Here is a 16,864-nt window from a genome sequence, read left to right on the forward strand (position 1 = left end):
TGTGCAAATTTTCGCCGTCTTCTGCAAATCTGTCCGGCTCTTAACCCATTGTTGGTTTTTTTCCCGCAAGTCTGGGTTCGAGCAGATATGCGGAGTTACAAATGAGTATGCACGCCCCCCTTGCGGAGACGACCCACCATGGCTTCATCGCCGGGTATCTGGAATCGTTGTCTTTGGTGGAGCGGCTGCATCGCCTGCTGCTTGACGTGATCAAGGACGAGTTCGAGCGTCTGGGCCTTCTGGACATCAACGCCGTGCAGGCGCTCCTGCTGTTCAACATCGGCGATAACGAGGTCACCGCGGGGGAATTGAAAACCCGGGGCTACTATCAGGGCTCGAATGTCTCCTACAACCTCAAGAAACTGGTTGAGATGGGGTACATGCACCACCAGCGCTGCGAGATCGATCGCCGTTCGGTCCGCGTTCGGCTGACCGAAAAGGGCCGCCATGTGCGCGATGTCGTGGCCGACCTGTTCTCTCGCCATGCCGACGGGTTGCAGGCCCATGGCGTTCTCGGCCCCGATGGAATCGATCAGATCAATCACTCGCTGAAACGGGTGGAGCGGTATTGGGCCGATCAGATCCGCTACATCTACTGAGGGGCCGCCGTCCGGCTTCCGGGCGATCACCTTTTGCGATCTAGCAAAAGCGCGCATACTGGCGGCATTGGTCCCATCGCGTGTGCTGAGTGACGGGATCTTTACCGAAGCGTGATCCAAAGCCATTCCTTCGTGGCTGCAGGGCTTCTGTCTCGTGACGTGTCGAAGTCACGGGCTGAGATCTGCCGACTGCATCGGATGCAGGCCTTGGCGCGCAGATCGGACCGGCGCAGGTCTTTCGGGCGGTTTGCCGTATTGCCTGGACATCATCAACCAGAAAAGCAGGCGTCTCGATGCCATTGAGGCGGTTATCTGCGGCATTTGGCGTATGGGATGGTCAGCCGGGCAGGCGTTTTCTACCCGCCCGGCGCGACTGAGTCCGGAATCGGGATCAACTCGTAGCCCGCGGCGGCAAGTGCCGGGATGATCTGGCTGTCCAGCGCCCGCCGGGTGACCGGGCCACGGAAGTGATGCACCACGACGCCGTCATTGTTGATGAAAAACGTCTCGGGCATCGCGATCACGCCCCAGTCCCGGCCATTGCGCGCGGCGTCGTCCCGCCCGATCCGGTCGTAAGGGTTACCCAGTTCATCGAGAAAGCTCAGTGCCTGATCGACCCGGTCGCGGTAATTCACGCCGAAAAGCGGGTTCCCGGCCTCCGCCAGATCGGTCAGCGTGGGGTGTTCGGCCCGGCAGGGGGGGCACCAGCTGGCCCAGAAATTCAGGATGACGAGGCCATTTCCCTGCAAATCGGCCCGCGTCAGAAGCGGCGTGTCGGCCAGTTGCTCAAGCGCCAGATCGGGGGCCGTGCGCCCCTCCTGCGTGGAGGGGAGAGCCGTGCTGTCCACCCCTTGCTGCAGGTTGTCGCGATTGGTCATCAGTTGCGCGCCCGCAATCGCGAAAAACCCCAGGGTCAGGAGCACCGGGAGCACCATGAGCCAATTGAGCTTCATGAAGACTTCTCGCGCCGCTGTTCGACCGACATCAGCCGTCGTTGAACCCGCCGCGCTTTCCAGACCGACATGACGACCACGGCGATCAGAAGCGCCAGAGATCCGGCATAGGCCGTCAGCACTTCGGTGGCATACTGTCCCAGATCCGGCATCAGGCCATCCTTTCCTGTGCGATCAACGCCTTCAGCCGCCGCACGCGTATCTCTGTCTGTGTGCGGTAGAGGACAAGCGCCACGAACAGCAACACGAAGCCCGCGATGCAGACCAGAAGCGGGTACCAGAACACATCGGAGATGTTCTGCTCCGCATCCAGCGACAGCGTTGCCCCCTGATGCAGACCCTGGTTCCAGAACACCAGCGCATAGCGCGAGATGATCGCGAAGACGGAGCCGACGAGACACAGCACCGAGGTGAGATCGGCCGCGGAATCCGGGTTCTCGATCGCCTCCCATAGCGCCATGTAGCCCAAGTAGAACAGAAACAGGATCAGAAATGAAGTCAGCCGCGGATCCCATTCCCACCACGTGCCCCACATGGGCTGGCCCCAGACCGCGCCGGTGAACAGCGCGATGAGTGTGAAGACCATGCCCACCGGTGCGGCCGCCTTGGCCGCCAGCGCGCTGACATGATGTCGCCGGATCACCCAGATCAGCGAGGTGACCAGCATCATCAGCCATGCATTGATCGCCATCAGCGCCGCCGGAACATGCAGATAGATGATCTTGACGGTCGAGCCCTGGCGGAAATCGTCAGGTGTGAAGAAGAAGCCCCAGATCAGCCCGGTGATCAGGCAGAGCGCGGCGAGTGTAGCGACCCATGGCAGCAGCATGGCCGAAGTGGCCATGAATTTGCGCGGATTTGCGTATTCCCAGAAAGACATGCACGCGAACTTAGGCGGGGCCGCGCGCGCCCACAATACGTCAAGCGGGCGCAGGTCTAGCGCAGATTGACGCGGAGGGCGGCTGCGGCGGCGAAGGGCAGCGTTGCGATGGTGGCCAGCGTAATGCCTGCGAGCAGCGCCAGCGGAGTGGTGGCATCAAGACCGGCCGCGCCCCGGGTTACGACCAGCGCGCCGAAAATGAGAGTCGGCACATAAAGCGGCAACACCAGCAGAGAGAGCAGCAGCCCGCCGCGTTTCAGCCCCACGGTCAGCGCCGCGCCGAAGGTTCCGATGGCAGACAGGGCGGGCGTCCCAAGGGCCAGCGATGCCATCAGCCAGCCATAGCCCGGGCCGGGCAGGTTCAGCAGAACGCCCAGGATCGGTGCCGCAACGACCAGCGGAAGACCGGTGGTCACCCAATGCGCCAGCGCCTTGATCGCCGCGACATTTTCCAGCGGCAGCGGGGATGTGGCCAGCAGATCGAGCGAGCCATCCTCCCAATCGAGTTGAAAGACCCGGTCGAGGGACAGAAGGCAGGCCAGAAGCGCACCCAGCCAGAGGATCCCCGGCGCGATGGTCGACAGGATGCCGGTATTCGGTCCAACGCCGAACGGAACCAGCACCGTGACGATCAGAAAGAAGGCAAGGCCCAGCCCGAACCCGCCGCCTGCGCGCACCGCCAGCGCCAGATCCCGTTTGAAAAGCCCGATCATGCAAAGGCCTCGTCGCTGAACGGGTCGCTTACGGGCAGCGATTTGGCCACGAAGGGCGAGATGTCGAGGATGTCGGCCTGCGGCAGGCCGAGGTCGATATGGGTTGCGATGATCGCACTGCCGCCGCCGGCCAGATGCGCGCCGACCGCGGCGGCGAACCGCGCCACATTGGACGCATCCAGCGATACCGTCGGTTCGTCGAGGCACCAGATCGCCCGACCCGTGACCAACAGCCGCGCCAGGCTCAGGCGACGTTTCTGACCGGCGGAAAGCTCGCCGGCCGGCCGGTCCAGCAACTCGGCCAGATCGAAGGCGGATACCGCGTCATCGATCCCGCTGCCGCCGAATATCCCGGCCCAGAACCGCAGGTTTTCGGCCACGGACAGCTGCGCTTTCAACCCGTCCGCATGGCCGGCATAGGCAATGGCATCCGGTTCGGCCACGATCTTTCCCGACAGGGGGGGGGTCAAACCCGCAAGGGTGCGCAAAAGCGTGGTTTTCCCTGATCCGTTCGGTCCGCGCAGGATCAGGGCCTGGCCCGGCGACAGGGGGAAAGACACGCCCGCAAGCACTTGTAGCGACCCGCGCGCGCAGGCCAGATCGGTGACCGTCATATGCATCGGTCGAGGCGTATCCGAAACACCGGGGCGAGGGAAGGCCCAGATCGGTGTCGCAGGACGTTGCGCCGCGGCTGTCTTGCGGGCGGGGGGTTGATAAACGGTATGCAATGGCATACAAAAAGTGTCGCACCCCGTCTGTCCGGTCTTGATCGGCTCCGGTCTTGGTGGCATAGCCCGGGGCAGCACCAACCGAATTCCACTGGATTATAGGGAGGCCCTAGCCCATGCCCATCACCGTTGGACACGATTCATCCGGCACCCGCAAAACGCTGAAAGTCGGCGACACGTCCTACGCCTATTATTCGATCCCCGCCGCCGAAGCCGCGGGTTTGGGCGATTTTTCCAAATTGCCCGCCGCGCTGAAGGTGGTTCTGGAGAACATGCTGCGCTTCGAGGATGGCAAGACGGTCAGCGTGGATGACATCAAGGCCTTCGCGGAATGGGCGGCGCAGGGCGGCAAGAACCCCCGCGAGATCGCCTATCGACCCGCCCGCGTGCTGATGCAGGATTTCACCGGGGTCCCGGCGGTGGTCGATCTGGCCGCGATGCGCGACGGGCTGGTGGCGCTTGGCGGCGACCCCGAAAAGATCAATCCGCTGAACCCCGTCGATCTGGTCATCGATCACTCGGTCATGATCGACGAGTTCGGCAACCCGCGCGCCTTCCAGATGAATGTGGACCGCGAATACGAGCGCAACATGGAGCGCTACACCTTCCTGAAATGGGGCCAGTCCGCGTTCAACAATTTCCGCGTGGTGCCGCCGGGCACCGGTATCTGCCATCAGGTCAACCTGGAGTATCTGGCGAAGACCGTCTGGTCCGACGAGGATCAGAACGGCGAGATTGTCGCCTACCCCGATACGCTTGTCGGCACCGACAGCCACACCACGATGGTCAATGGCGCCGCCGTTCTGGGCTGGGGCGTGGGCGGCATCGAGGCTGAGGCCGCGATGCTGGGCCAGCCGATTTCGATGCTCATCCCCGAGGTCGTGGGCTTCAAGCTGACCGGCAAGATGGTCGAAGGCACCACCGCGACCGATCTGGTTCTGAAGGTTGTCCAGTTGCTGCGCGAAAAGGGCGTTGTCGGCAAGTTCGTCGAGTTCTATGGCGACGGGCTGGACAATGTGCCGCTGGCCGACCGGGCGACGATCGGGAACATGGCGCCCGAATATGGCGCGACCTGCGGCTTCTTCCCGATTGACGACGAGACGCTCCGCTATCTGCGCCAGACCGGCCGGGACGAAGACACGCTCGCGCTGGTGGAGGCCTATGCCAAGGAAAACGGCATGTGGCGGAACCCGGGCTATGCGCCGGTCTATACCGACACGCTGGAGCTGGACATGGGCACGGTCGTGCCCGCGATTTCCGGCCCGAAGCGCCCGCAGGATCACATTGCCCTTGATGCCGCCGCGAAGGCCTTCACGGCCTATGTGAAGGGCGAGCGCGAAGGCAAGGATGCCGGCCCGAAGGAGGAAATCCGCTGGGAAGGCGAGGGCGGCGCGCCCGAACCTGTCGCGATCCCCGGCGACGAAGGCCATCACAAGCGCGGCTATGTCGATGCCGAGGGCGGCGCCTATCAGATGCATGACGGCTCCATTGTCATCGCGTCGATCACTTCCTGCACCAACACGTCGAACCCCTATGTGATGATCGGCGCGGGGCTGGTGGCACGCAAGGCACGGCAACTGGGCCTGAACCGCAAGCCCTGGGTCAAGACCTCGCTTGCACCGGGCAGCCAGGTCGTCTCCGCTTATCTGGAGGCCGCCGAGCTTCAGGAAGATCTGGACGCAATCGGTTTCAACCTCGTGGGCTATGGCTGCACCACCTGTATCGGCAATTCCGGTCCGCTTGCGCCGGAGATCTCCAAGGCCATCAACGACCATGACCTGATCGGGGTTTCGGTTCTGTCGGGCAACCGCAACTTCGAAGGCCGGATCAGCCCGGATGTGCGCGCCAACTATCTGGCCTCTCCGCCGCTGGTGGTGGCCTATGCTCTGGTGGGCGACATGAATGTGGATATCACCCGCGAGCCGCTTGGTCAGGACAAGGACGGCAACGATGTCTATCTGAAGGACATCTGGCCGAGCCAGGCCGAGATCGCCGAACTGGTCGAGAAGACCGTGACTCGCGAGGCGTTTCAGTCGAAATATGCCGATGTCTTCAAGGGGGACGAGAAGTGGCAGGGCGTGGAAACGACCGACAGCCAGACCTATGATTGGCCGCCGCAATCGACCTATGTGCAGAACCCGCCCTATTTCCAGGGCATGGGGATGGAGCCCGGCGTGATCTCGGATATCGAGGGCGCCAAGATCCTGGCCATTCTGGGCGATATGATCACCACCGACCACATCAGCCCCGCGGGTTCGTTCAAGGACACGACACCCGCGGGCAAGTATCTGGTGGAACGCCAGGTTCCGGTGCGGGAGTTCAACTCCTACGGTGCCCGGCGCGGCAATCACGAGGTGATGATGCGCGGGACCTTCGCCAATATCCGGATCAAGAACGAGATGCTGGATGGTGTCGAGGGCGGCTATACGCTCGGGCCCGACGGGCAGCAGACCTCGATCTTCGACGCGGCGATGGCCTATGCCGAGGCCGACACCCCGCTGGTGATCTTCGGAGGGGAGCAATACGGGGCCGGATCGTCCCGCGACTGGGCCGCGAAGGGCACCAACCTTCTGGGCGTAAAGGCCGTGATCGCCGAAAGCTTCGAGCGTATTCACCGCTCCAATCTTGTCGGCATGGGGGTGATCCCGTTCGAGTTCACGGGCGGCGACACCCGCAAGAGCCTTGGTCTGAAAGGCGACGAGACCGTGTCGATCACCGGGCTGGCGGGAGATCTGAAACCGCAGGATATCGTGCCCTGCACGATCACCTACGCGGATGGCTCCACCAGGGAAATCCAGCTCAAATGCCGGATCGATACGGCGATCGAGAAGGAATATGTGGAGCATGGCGGCGTGCTGCATTACGTCCTGCGCGACCTGGCCCGCGTGGCCTGATATCCTGATATAAGATCATGGGAAACAGCCCCGGCCGCCGCGCCGGGGCTGTTTTCGTTTGGGGCTTGCCACCGGGGCTGTGGCGGGCAGGATGACCCATGATGAGCGGGCATTCGATCACCTTTACCCATGCGTTGTGCCGCGCCCCATCCCGGTCGGTGACAGCCGGGCTGCGCGCCGAAGACCGGGGTGCGCCCGATGCGGATCTCTTCGCGCGGGAGCACGCGGCCTATGTCGCCGCGTTGCGCCGGACCGGCGCAGAGGTCACTGTGCTGGAGCCGCAGGAGGCCTTTCCCGACAGCGTGTTCATCGAAGATCCGGCGCTCTGTCTTGCCGGTGTCGCGATCCTTCTGCGCCCGGAGGCCCCGACCCGCCGCGGAGAGGTGGCCGCACTTCGCCCCGATCTGTCGCGCCTGTTTCCGGAGATCCGCGACCTTGGCGGCCCGGGCTGCGTCGATGGCGGCGACATTCTGTGTTCGGATACGGAGGTGATGGTCGGTCTTTCGGCCCGCACGGATGCGGCCGGTGTCGCCGCGCTTCGTCCGATCGTCGAAGATCTCGGCTATCGGATGCGGGTGGTCGAGACGCCTGCGGAGATATTGCATTTCAAGACGGAAAGCAGCCTTCTGGACCCGGAGACGATCCTCGCGTCGCCACGTCTGGCCGCGACGGGTTGTTTCAGCGGCTACCGCGTTATCGAGACCGCGTCGGGCGAGGAGGGCGCAGCCAATGCGATCCGGTTCAATGCGCCGGTGTTCCTGTCGGACGGGTTCCCGCGGACGGCGGAGCGGCTGGACCGGGTGGGCTACGAAATCCGGCAGTTGCCGATGTCGCAGGCGGCCCTGCTTGACGGAGGATTATCCTGTCTGTCGCTCAGGTATTCCCTGCGGTTGAAACCCTAGAGCAGCCGATGCTCTGCAAATGAAAGAGGTTGCTATGTCCGATCGGGTTTGTTTGGTTACCGGCGCTGCGGGCGGCATCGGCCGTGCGATCGTCAGACGCATGGCGCGAGACGGGCGGCGGGTGGTGTTCACCTATCTCAGCCGCGAAGCCGAGGCGCGCGCGCTGGTGGTGGAACTGGGGAAGCGGGTCGAGGCCTTGCCCTGCGATCTGAGCCAGCCCGGAGCGGCTGAGGCATTGGTCCGCGATGTGGCCGAACGCACGGGCCGGCTGGACGAGATCGTGTGCAATGCGGCGGGGAAGGCCGAAGGGCCCGTCGGCGGGGTGACGGCCGCGCACCGCGCGCTGATCGAGATCAACCTGACAGCGCCGATCGCCATGATGGATGCGGCAAGGGCGGTTCTGCCCGAAGGCGGCGCCATTGTCGCAATCTCCTCCATCAATGCGACGCGCCCGCCGGCTGGCGCCGCCGCCTATGCGGCCAGCAAGTCGGGGCTGGACGGGGCGGTGCGCGCCTATGCCCGCGATCTCGGGCAGCTTGGTATCAGGGTGAATGCCGTCGCACCGGGCCTGATCGAATTGGAGGAGAGGCCGCGCCCGCAGGAGATTGTGGAGAAGGTCATTGCGGAAACACCCCTCGGGCGGGTCGGCCGGCCCGAGGATATTGCCGCCGCGGTGGCCTTCCTGCTGTCGCAGGAGGCCGGGTTCATCACCGGCGAGATCCTGGGCGTCAGCGGCGGCTATCAGTTGTAGCTGGCGGTGCTTCGGCAAACTCCACATCCATCAGCCGGGCCCGGCCCGTCAGGTATTGCAGGATCTGGCGCGGAGACTGATTGATCTCGTTGCCGCCCCGGCGGAGCGTTCGCAGCGTCTTGCGCAAGCCCCTGGGCCGGACCGCCTTACCCAGAGCGGCGATGTCGGAGTTGTAGTCATAGGCGCGCTGCGTCGCCATGGCGGGCACCATTATCGCGGGTCTGAGCATCCGGCGCAAAGGGGATACCGTGTCGTTGAAGAGAAAATGGTCCACCGGCACTCGGATCCGGCCGCGCCAGTCCAGCGCGGCCCGGGCGCCGGCGCGCGACAGGATATAGGCGCCGCCGCCCACATGGCGTGAACACATCGGATGCAGGGCCCGTCCCGAGGGTGTTTGTCCGATCTTCGGGCCGAGCAACAGCCGGGAGGCGCCGTCTCCGTATTTCTCAAGCTTCACGGCATGGGTTTCGGTCGGGATCCAGTCAGCATCCGCCAGGATCTGCATCAGATCCCCGGCGAGATAGATGTCGTCCTCAAGAAACAATCCGTGGCTGGCGGAGCTTTTGAGAAACTGCTCCCAGGCGAGCGTGTGGCTGACGGTACAGGCTCGGTCGCCCTGACCCAGTTGCCCAAGCGGTCCATGAGTGGCGACGACGCGCGCGATCTGTTCCTCGGCTACGGATCTGGCATCGCAGGCCGCGATTCGCTCAAAGGTCACCCCGCGTTCCGCCAGATGCTCACCGATCCGCTCCAGCCGGTCAGGGCGACGGTCGAGGTTGATGACGAAAGCTGGCAGCGTCTGGGGCATGGGTCCGGCCGATCTTGTTCGCGCCTTCTGTCATGAACAGGGGCGGCTGGGCAAGACTGGCGGGCTTGGCTTGTTTTCAGGCGGTGCCGCGCATAAATGGGCGGGTCTTTCCGCAAGATAAGGCCCGTTTGCCAATGGACCCCTGGCCCTCCTATGTGATCAATCTGGCCGCCAACACCCGGCGGATGGAGAACAGTGCCCGCCAATTGGAGGCTCGGGGTCTGCCGTGGCTGCGGATCGAGGGTGTGAATGGCTGGGCCCTGAGCGAGGCGGAGCTGGCGGAAGTTTACGACGCTGAGCGAAATAGGCGCGACGCCAAGCACCCTTTGGTTCCCCCCGAAATCGGGTGCTATCTGAGCCACATCGAAGCGTGGCGCGGAATTGCTGAGGGCAGTGCAGGGGGCGGGTTCATCTTCGAGGATGATTTCGCGGCCAATGAACATTTGGGGGAGGCCCTGCGCCTGTTGAGCATACCTCAGAAGCGCTGGGACATGGTCAAACTGTTTTCCTTTGACGCGGAACCGAAGATGCTGGACACGGCGCCCCTTGGGCCCTTCACCATCGGCATGCCTTACCGCGTGCCGACCTGCCTCATCGGCTATGGCGTGACGAAAGTCGGTGCTGAGCGGCTCGTTGCCCGCGCACTGCCTGTCTTCCGGCCCGTCGATGAGGACCAGAAATTCTTCTGGGAAACGGGTCTGCGCGTCGCGCTCATCACTCCGCCACCGATTGAAGTGGGTGATCAGGAGGCGGAGACGGGAACGATCGGGCAAACCCGCCGCGCGATGCGCTCAGACCGATCGCGTGTCGGGCAGGCATGGCATAACCTACGCTACCAGATGCGCTATGAACGACAGTTGCGCCGAACGCGAGGTCGGACGAAATGAGCAAGAAAATCCTGCACATGCATTTCGGCAAGGACGGCGGCGCGGAGCGGTTTTTCGTCAACCTCGTGCAAGCGTTCGGCGAGCGCGGCGCGGAGCAGCGGTTCGTCACTCGGCCAAACCGGATCTGGAAGCATGAGATCGCCCCGCTTGGGCCGATCATCGAGAGCCATTATCGCCGCATCTCGCCCGGCTCGGCCCTGCTGACCTGGCGGGTGCATCGGATGATCCGCGATTGGCGGCCGGATGTGATCATGGCGTGGATGTCGCGCTCCTCCCGGTTGATCCCGAACCATCCCGGCGCGGTCAAGCTCACCCGTATGGGCGACTACCCGCGCCATTTGCGGAATTTCCGGTACAACGACCTGATAGTCGGCAACACGCCCGGCATCGTACGGGCCTGCCGCGATCTGGGCTGGCGGAAACCGGCCCTCGTGATCTCCAACTTTGCCCGCGAGGTGACGCCTGTGCCGGTCGACCGGGCTTCGATGAACACGCCTGACGATGCCTTCGTGATCTGTGGCTCGGGCCGGTTCGTGCATCGCAAGGGATTCGATGTTCTGATCCGCGCGGTCGCGCAGATTCCGGATGCCTGGCTTTGGCTGTTGGGCGACGGCGAACGGCGCGCAGAGCTTGAGGCGCTTGTCTCGGAGGTTGGCCTGGCCGAGCGGACCCGGTTTCCGGGTTGGGTGGATGAGCCGATGCATCATGTCGCCGCCTGCGATGTTTTCGTGATGCCATCGCGCCATGAACCGCTGGGCAACGTCATTCTGGAAAGCTGGAAGGCGCAGGTGCCGACCATATCCACACGCTCCGAAGGGCCAAGCTGGTTCGCGGCTGACGGGCAGGATTGCCTGCTTGTCGAGATCGACGATGTGGCGGGTATGAAGGCGGCGATCGCGCGGGTGAGGGAGGAGCCGGGCCTTGCGGCGCATCTGGTGGCCGCAGGCACCGCCACGCTGGAGGCGAAATTCACCAAGGATCGGGTGCTGGATCAGTATTTCGAGATTTTCGGCGGGCGGTATTGAGCCGATGCGCGTGCTGATCATCAACATGGCTGCCGCCACGGACCGGATGGCGTTCATGGCCGCACAGATGCGGCATTTCGGGTTCGACTGGGAGCGGATCGAGGCGGTCACCCCGGCCACGCTGACCCCGCCGGCGGCGGATCCGGTCTGGCATCGCTGGCAGCGCCCGTTGCGGGTGACGGAAATGGCGCTTTGCGCGTCCCACATGGCGGCCTGGCGAAGGGTTCTAGTGCTGGATGCGCCCTGTCTGGTGCTTGAGGATGACGCGGTTCTGGCCAGCGGTCTGCCCGGGTTTCTGCAGTCTGTCGACGAGCTGGGCGGTGTGGAGCATATCAGTCTGGAAACCCGCGGACGGAAGAAGCTGGTGGCCCGCGTGCCGCATCCGGGGGTCCCGATCCGGCGGCTTTGGCAGGACCGGACGGGATCCGCGGCCTACGTGGTGACACCGGCCGGCGCGCGGAAACTCCTGCGCCACGCCGCCACGGTAGGCGGACCATCCGACGCGATCATCAGCGCGACCTACGACATGGCCAGCTATCAGGCGGATCCGGCGCAGGCGATCCAGCTAGACCAGTGCGCGGCCTATGGTGTGCCGCAGGCGATCCCCACGACCTCTCTCATCGATGTGGTGCGGAAGCCGGCGGCCATGGACGGGTATTCGACGCTCCGGAGATACGGGTTCCGACGGCGGCGGATCATGGCGCAGATACGGATGGGCTTGCGGCAGGTTCTTCGCGTGTTCACCGCCAGCCGCCGGCATATCGTTCCGGCAGCGGACTGGCCGGAGATCTATGTGAAAACACTGGATGCGAAAGGTACGGATTGACCTCATCCCGCTTGCCGACAGGGTTTTTCGATCCGTGCGGCGGCTCGGGTTGTGGTGGACGGATTTCAGTGCGATGCCTGCGGCGCGCCGGTTTCAACCCTTGGTAAGCCGTGTTATGAGCGCGCGAAGCTAGAGACGGGGTATGCTGTTGGCGCCGGAAGACAAGTTGATTTCCCTGCTCAATTCCGTGCCTCTCCCGGCGTATTGCGCGGGGGTCAACCTGGTTTCCGCCCTGCGCGGATACAAACACCGGGTCAGGCCGCACGGACCTGATGGAACGCTGCTTGTCAGTGATGCTGACGCGGCCATCCATATCTGCCGCCGGGGCAGACATCGTCGCTACCGGCGGGGCGTGCAGGCAGCCATCAGTGATCTGGTCCGACAGTATCAGATCGACCGGTTGGACATCCCCGGAGGCGGCACATTCATCGATTGCGGTGCAAATGTCGGAGAAATGGGATTCTGGGCGCGGAACCGCGGAATGCGTTACGTGGCGTTCGAACCCGAACCTGCCGAGGCGCGATGCTGCGATCTGAACAATTTTGACGGCCGCGCGGAAACGCATCGTGCCGCGCTGTGGAAAGAGCCCGCGATGCTGACATTCCATAGCAAGCCGGACACGGGCGATGGCTCGATATTCGAAATGGATTCCAGCATCGGCACGACGCAGGTTCAGGGCGCCAGACTGGATGATACCGTTGATCTCGATGATGCGGCCGGCCCGAACATCTTCAAGCTTGAGGCCGAAGGGGCCGAGCCGGAAGTCCTTGCAGGCGCCGAAGCAAGTTTGCAGAATATCGACTATGTCGCCGTGGATTGCGGATATGAACGCGGTCGCGCGCAGCAGCACACCTTCGTCGAGGTCAACAGCTTTCTTACAGAGCGTGGATTCCGTCTTGTCGAAGCGCAGTTTCGCCGAGTGACGGCGATCTATCGAAATACGGCCCGTCAGCAATGAAAGGCTTCACCGACCTTCCGCCGATCTGGCTGGCGGGGTTTCTCTTCCTCGCGTGGTTTCTGGCGCGCGCGTTGCCTTTGGTCACGGCGTTCGGGCCGGTGTTTCGGGTTGCGGGTGGCGTCATGGCCCTTGCGGGGCTGGCCCTTATTGTCTGGTCCGCGATCTGGTTCGCGCGCAAGAAAACCACGATCGAACCTCATCACGATCCGCAGGTCCTGATTGTCGAGGGCCCCTACACATATTCCCGCAACCCGATCTATCTGGGCATGCTGATGATCCTGACGGGATTTGTGCTTTGGCTGGGGGTTCTCAGCCCGGTATTGCTGCCGGTTCTGTTCGTGGCGGTCCTGACCCGACGCTTTATCGAGCCGGAAGAGGAACGCCTGATCGGGGCGTTCGGGCTTGAGGCCCGCCGCTATCTGCAGAGGACGCGGCGCTGGTTGTAACGCCGTCTCGCAAATCCTTGATTGGCAACTGGCAGCGCGCGCGGCTAGCTATGTCGGGCAACACCAAGACGAAAGGCGACCCATGCGGCTGATACTGTCCTTCCTGATGGCCTGCGCCGGGCTGATGCCTGCGGCAGCCGCACAGGCAGATGAACTTGTGGTGGTCGAGTTGTTCACCTCGCAGGGCTGCTCTTCGTGCCCGCCCGCAGATGCGCTTCTGGGCGAACTGGCCCAGCGGGAGGACATCCTCGCGCTCAGCCTGCATGTGGATTATTGGGATTACATCGGCTGGGCGGACACATTCGCGACCCCGGAATACACCGCACGCCAGCACGGCTATGGGCATGCCGCCGGTTCTACTGTGGTCTACACGCCGCAGATGGTCATCGGCGGTGTCGATCATGTGGTGGGCTACCGGCCGATGAATGTGGCCGATCTGATCAACCTGCACCGTGCACAATCGAACCCGGTCGAGATCGTCGTGACCCGGCAAGGGGCGGAGTATGTCGTGCGTGCGGAAACCGGCATGCCCCCGCCGCGCCCGATGATGGTTGTCCAGCTTGTCGGATACTCCCCCCATGAAGAGGTGAGTATCAGCCGCGGTGAAAATGCGGGCCAGGTCGCCGAGTATCACAATGTGGTCACCTCCTGGCAGGTGATCGGTGAATGGGACGGGGCGGGCGTTTTCCAGTCGCGCGTCCGTCCGCAGGATGACACCCCGCTGGCGGTGATCGTGCAGACAAGCGGCTATGGCGCGATACTGGGCGCGGCCCGGCTGGATTAGTCGTCGGTAGGTTTCGAGAAGTAGCGGGCCTGCCGCCCGGGTTTCCATCGGCGGTGAACCCAGAACCATTGCTCTGGCGTTTCGCGCACCCTGGCCGACAGGCTGTCATTCAGCGCCTGCGTCATGGCGCGGGTGTCGCCATGGGCGACGGGGGCCTCCAGCGTTACGTCGAAATCCAGGCCATTCTCCTTCCGCCGGGCATAGAAGGGGATCAGGAGCGCGTCGTATTTCAGCGCCATCTCTGCGGCTGACAGCGAAGTCGGCGCGGGTTGTCCGAGATAGTCCAGGAGTTCACCGGCGGCGAAATACTGGTCGATCAGCAAGACGCCCTGACCGCCCGATCTCAGATGCTTGACGAACCCGCCGACCCCCTTGGGACCACGGGGGAAGACCGGACCGCCGAACCCCTCCATTGTCGTGACGTAATGCTGGTTGAAGTATCCGTTGTTCATCGGGCGGTAGAGCCCGCCGATGGAATAGCCCCGCACCGTCAATGCGGCGCGCGCCGCCTCGTAATTGCCGAAATGCCCGGTGATCAGCAGCACCGGGCGCCCGGCCGCGCGCGCGTCGGCCAAGGCCGCCAGACCGGGGCCCGACGGCTCCCAGCTCTTGGCGCGCGCCAGTAGGCCGGCGGTCGAGTAATTCTCGATCAGGGTGCGGCCGGTGTTGTCCAGAACGGCGGTGGCGATCCGCGCCGCGCGGTCGTCGGGCATGTCGGGCCAGATATGGGCCAGATTGGCAAGCGCCCGCCCGCGCGCGCCGGTCGCCGGCCCCACCACCCGCCGCATCAGCCAGCCCATCATCGGCACACGCCAGCGATAGGGCATGGTGCGGGCCAGTCCGATCAGCCCGCGCGCGGCGCGGTCGGTCAGCCAGTCCCGTGGGGTGAAGCTTTGCGCATTGGACACGCCCATATCTCTCGGGATCCTCTCAAGGCGGGCTCAGCGGGCCGATGGCGCGGCCAGAGGTGCGCGCCGGGCCCGGGTTTCGCGGTGCCAGACATAGACGCCGGCTCCGATGATCACAAGCGCACCGACAATCGTCATGGCATCGGGTCTTTCCCCGAAGGCGAAGAGCCCCCACAACGTGGCGAAGATCACCCCGGCATAGCCGAACGGCGCCACAGCGCCCGCCTCGGCGACGGTAAGCGATTTGATCAGCAGAAGCTGCCCGCCCGCGCCGACGATACCCAACAGCAGGAACAGCCCCAGTTCGGCCAGATCGGGCGGTGTCCAGACGAAGGGCACGATGGCGCTAGCCACCACCATGCCGATCAGCGCGGTATAGAGGAACGAGGTCAGAATGCCCTCGTCGCGGCCCAGAAACCGGGTGCTGAGCGCATAGCTTGCATAGAATACGCCGCCGAGCAGGGGCAGGGTGGCCGCAAGTGTGAACATGTCCGATCCGGGCCGGATGATGATCAGCGCTCCGGCCATCGCCGCCGCGATCCCGAAAATCCGGCGCGGCCCGAGGGCTTCGCGCAGGATCAGGGCGGCCCCCAGGGTCAGAAGCACCGGATGGATGTTCATCACCGCCGTGGCCGACGCGATTTCCATGAAGCTGAGCGAGGTGAAGAAACAGACCGTCGCCGCGAAGAGGAAGCCCGAGCGGAGCAGTTGCAGTTCAAGATGCCGGGTGCGGATGAGCAGATGCAGCCGCGGGGCAAGGACGGCCATCACCACCAGCGTCTGGCCCGCATAACGGGCCCAGACCACCTGCAACACGTCGAAGCGACCGGTCAGCAGCTTGGCCAGCGCATCCATGGCCGAGAACAGGAAGATCGCGGCCAGCATGTAGAGAATGCCCTGCGCCGTCGGCGTGAAGCGGTTCACCCCTTCGACTGTTCCGCCAGGGCTTCGATCTGGGGCCGGACGCCGTCGAGATTGTATCCCGCGGCGCGGGTCGCGGCGAGAATCTCGTCGGTCGGCATCCGGCCCGCTCTGGTCAGGGCCCAGACGATGCTGCTGCGGTTGCCGCTGGCGCAATAGGCGACCACGGGCCCGTCCGCGCCGGCGATCGCGTCGGCCTGTTCCTCCACGTTGTCCATGGTCATCCCGCCGCCGATGATCGGGTTGAAGACGAAGGCGATCCCCGCCGCTTCGGCCGCGGCCTGCATCTGCGCGGCCTGAAGGGCGGGCGGGTTTTCCGCGTCCGGGCGGTTGCAGATCACGGTGCTGACGCCTGCTTGGGCCAGTGCCGGCATGTCGGACGGTTCCAGTTGCGGAGCAACGGAGTAGGTTTCGGTGATCGGTCGCAGGTCCATCTGCAAGGTCATCCTTTCTGTCAGGCCAAACTGGAAAACCGCCGACGCAGTGGCGGTGTGGCCACCATGCCTGCTACCATGGCCAGAAGGAAGAGGGCACCGCCCCATCCGCCCCAGGCAAGCGACGCCATGGCCGGGCCGGGGCAGAGGCCCGCAAGGCCCCAGCCCGCGCCGAAAAGCGTGGAGCCGATCACCAGGTTTCGGCCCAGTTTCGGCTCGGGCGGCGGCGGAAAGGCCGTGCCGAGCGCCGGCGTCGCGGTGGCCCGGGTCAATCGCCAGGCCACTGCCATCGGCAGGATCGCCCCGCCCAGAACGAAGGCCAGTGTGGGATCCCAGGCACCGAAGATATCCAGCCAGCCCTGAACCCGGTTGGTGTCGGTCATGCCCGACAGCATCAGGCCCAGACCGAAGAGAGCGCCCGCAAGCGCGGCCACAACACTGCGCATC

At 64.2% G+C, this 16,864-nt stretch carries 20 protein-coding genes; 10 read left to right on the top strand and 10 right to left on the bottom strand.

Translation table 11 applies throughout. The annotated features are described in order from the left end of the window. Positions 1–101 precede the first annotated feature (101 nt). Complete coding sequence (locus D9R08_RS06440; RefSeq protein WP_121897185.1) at positions 102–599, top strand: MarR family winged helix-turn-helix transcriptional regulator; 498 nt, start codon at positions 102–104, stop codon at positions 597–599. A gap of 356 nt (positions 600–955) precedes the next feature. On the opposite strand, the gene D9R08_RS06445 is transcribed toward D9R08_RS06440, so the two are convergent. The 5 genes from D9R08_RS06445 to ccmA are packed head-to-tail and all read right to left on the bottom strand — an operon-like array spanning position 956 to position 3,765. Continuing rightward, the gene (locus tag D9R08_RS06445; RefSeq protein ID WP_121897186.1) at positions 956–1,552 is read right to left on the bottom strand and encodes a DsbE family thiol:disulfide interchange protein; all 597 of its coding nucleotides are present in this window, start codon (positions 1,550–1,552) and stop codon (positions 956–958) included. Then, positions 1,549–1,704: a heme exporter protein CcmD gene (ccmD, locus tag D9R08_RS06450; protein ID WP_325048866.1), complete on the bottom strand. Its 156-nt coding sequence runs from the start codon at positions 1,702–1,704 to the stop codon at positions 1,549–1,551. Before ccmD ends, D9R08_RS06445 begins: the two co-directional genes overlap by 4 nt. Further along, entirely contained in the window at positions 1,704–2,432 is a 729-nt protein-coding gene (locus D9R08_RS06455; protein WP_121897187.1) for a heme ABC transporter permease, read from the bottom strand. Before D9R08_RS06455 ends, ccmD begins: the two co-directional genes overlap by 1 nt. 56 nt (positions 2,433–2,488) lie before the next feature. Beyond that, on the bottom strand, positions 2,489–3,145 hold the full coding sequence (gene ccmB, locus D9R08_RS06460; protein WP_121897188.1) for a heme exporter protein CcmB: 657 nt from the start codon (positions 3,143–3,145) through the stop codon (positions 2,489–2,491). Continuing rightward, the gene (gene ccmA, locus D9R08_RS06465; RefSeq protein WP_121897189.1) at positions 3,142–3,765 is read right to left on the bottom strand and encodes a heme ABC exporter ATP-binding protein CcmA; all 624 of its coding nucleotides are present in this window, start codon (positions 3,763–3,765) and stop codon (positions 3,142–3,144) included. The genes ccmB and ccmA overlap by 4 nt, the downstream gene beginning before the upstream one ends. 224 nt (positions 3,766–3,989) lie before the next feature. Here ccmA and acnA point away from each other — a divergent pair, with 224 nt between their 5' ends. The 3 genes from acnA (at position 3,990) to D9R08_RS06480 (ending at position 8,420) form a co-directional block, all read left to right on the top strand. Next, positions 3,990–6,767, top strand: coding sequence for an aconitate hydratase AcnA (acnA, locus tag D9R08_RS06470; protein WP_121897190.1), 2,778 nt, complete (start codon positions 3,990–3,992; stop codon positions 6,765–6,767). Between the two features lie 101 nt (positions 6,768–6,868). Then, the gene (locus D9R08_RS06475; RefSeq protein ID WP_121897305.1) at positions 6,869–7,669 is read left to right on the top strand and encodes a dimethylarginine dimethylaminohydrolase; all 801 of its coding nucleotides are present in this window, start codon (positions 6,869–6,871) and stop codon (positions 7,667–7,669) included. A 34-nt stretch (positions 7,670–7,703) separates the two neighbouring features. Beyond that, positions 7,704–8,420 carry an SDR family NAD(P)-dependent oxidoreductase gene (locus D9R08_RS06480; protein ID WP_158598939.1) on the top strand — a complete coding sequence of 239 codons (717 nt, stop codon included), beginning with the start codon at positions 7,704–7,706 and terminating at the stop codon, positions 8,418–8,420. Here the strand turns inward: D9R08_RS06480 and D9R08_RS06485 are convergent. Further along, positions 8,398–9,228 (bottom strand): glycosyltransferase family 25 protein, encoded by an 831-nt coding sequence (locus D9R08_RS06485; protein ID WP_121897192.1) that lies wholly within the window; start codon positions 9,226–9,228, stop codon positions 8,398–8,400. The genes D9R08_RS06480 and D9R08_RS06485 overlap by 23 nt on opposite strands. A 134-nt stretch (positions 9,229–9,362) precedes the next feature. Here D9R08_RS06485 and D9R08_RS06490 point away from each other — a divergent pair, with 134 nt between their 5' ends. The 6 genes from D9R08_RS06490 (at position 9,363) to D9R08_RS06515 (ending at position 14,154) form a co-directional block, all read left to right on the top strand. Next, positions 9,363–10,115: a glycosyltransferase family 25 protein gene (locus D9R08_RS06490; RefSeq protein ID WP_121897193.1), complete on the top strand. Its 753-nt coding sequence runs from the start codon at positions 9,363–9,365 to the stop codon at positions 10,113–10,115. Beyond that, on the top strand, positions 10,112–11,140 hold the full coding sequence (locus tag D9R08_RS06495; protein WP_121897194.1) for a glycosyltransferase: 1,029 nt from the start codon (positions 10,112–10,114) through the stop codon (positions 11,138–11,140). The genes D9R08_RS06490 and D9R08_RS06495 overlap by 4 nt, the downstream gene beginning before the upstream one ends. A 4-nt stretch (positions 11,141–11,144) precedes the next feature. After that, positions 11,145–11,966, top strand: coding sequence for a glycosyltransferase family 25 protein (locus D9R08_RS06500; protein ID WP_121897195.1), 822 nt, complete (start codon positions 11,145–11,147; stop codon positions 11,964–11,966). Positions 11,967–12,114: 148 nt separating this feature from the next. After that, the gene (locus D9R08_RS06505) at positions 12,115–12,924 is read left to right on the top strand and encodes an FkbM family methyltransferase (RefSeq protein ID WP_233557305.1); all 810 of its coding nucleotides are present in this window, start codon (positions 12,115–12,117) and stop codon (positions 12,922–12,924) included. Next, positions 12,921–13,370: a methyltransferase family protein gene (locus D9R08_RS06510; protein WP_121897197.1), complete on the top strand. Its 450-nt coding sequence runs from the start codon at positions 12,921–12,923 to the stop codon at positions 13,368–13,370. Before D9R08_RS06505 ends, D9R08_RS06510 begins: the two co-directional genes overlap by 4 nt. Positions 13,371–13,452: 82 nt before the next feature. After that, complete coding sequence (locus tag D9R08_RS06515; RefSeq protein WP_121897198.1) at positions 13,453–14,154, top strand: DUF1223 domain-containing protein; 702 nt, start codon at positions 13,453–13,455, stop codon at positions 14,152–14,154. Here the strand turns inward: D9R08_RS06515 and D9R08_RS06520 are convergent. Genes D9R08_RS06520 through D9R08_RS06535 form a run of 4 tightly spaced genes read right to left on the bottom strand, consistent with a single transcriptional unit; the run spans position 14,151 to position 16,863 of the window. Continuing rightward, entirely contained in the window at positions 14,151–15,068 is a 918-nt protein-coding gene (locus tag D9R08_RS06520; RefSeq protein WP_121897199.1) for a lysophospholipid acyltransferase family protein, read from the bottom strand. The two genes, D9R08_RS06515 and D9R08_RS06520, sit on opposite strands and share 4 nt — an antisense overlap. A 27-nt stretch (positions 15,069–15,095) precedes the next feature. Then, on the bottom strand, positions 15,096–15,986 hold the full coding sequence (locus D9R08_RS06525; protein ID WP_121897200.1) for a DMT family transporter: 891 nt from the start codon (positions 15,984–15,986) through the stop codon (positions 15,096–15,098). Beyond that, positions 15,983–16,417 carry a TIGR01244 family sulfur transferase gene (locus D9R08_RS06530; protein WP_121897306.1) on the bottom strand — a complete coding sequence of 145 codons (435 nt, stop codon included), beginning with the start codon at positions 16,415–16,417 and terminating at the stop codon, positions 15,983–15,985. Before D9R08_RS06530 ends, D9R08_RS06525 begins: the two co-directional genes overlap by 4 nt. 20 nt (positions 16,418–16,437) lie before the next feature. Then, positions 16,438–16,863, bottom strand: coding sequence for a DUF6691 family protein (locus D9R08_RS06535; RefSeq protein ID WP_121897201.1), 426 nt, complete (start codon positions 16,861–16,863; stop codon positions 16,438–16,440). Position 16,864: the final 1 nt, after the last annotated feature.

It is taken from the genome of Rhodophyticola porphyridii, assembly GCF_003688285.1.
GTDB lineage: Bacteria > Pseudomonadota > Alphaproteobacteria > Rhodobacterales > Rhodobacteraceae > Rhodophyticola > Rhodophyticola porphyridii.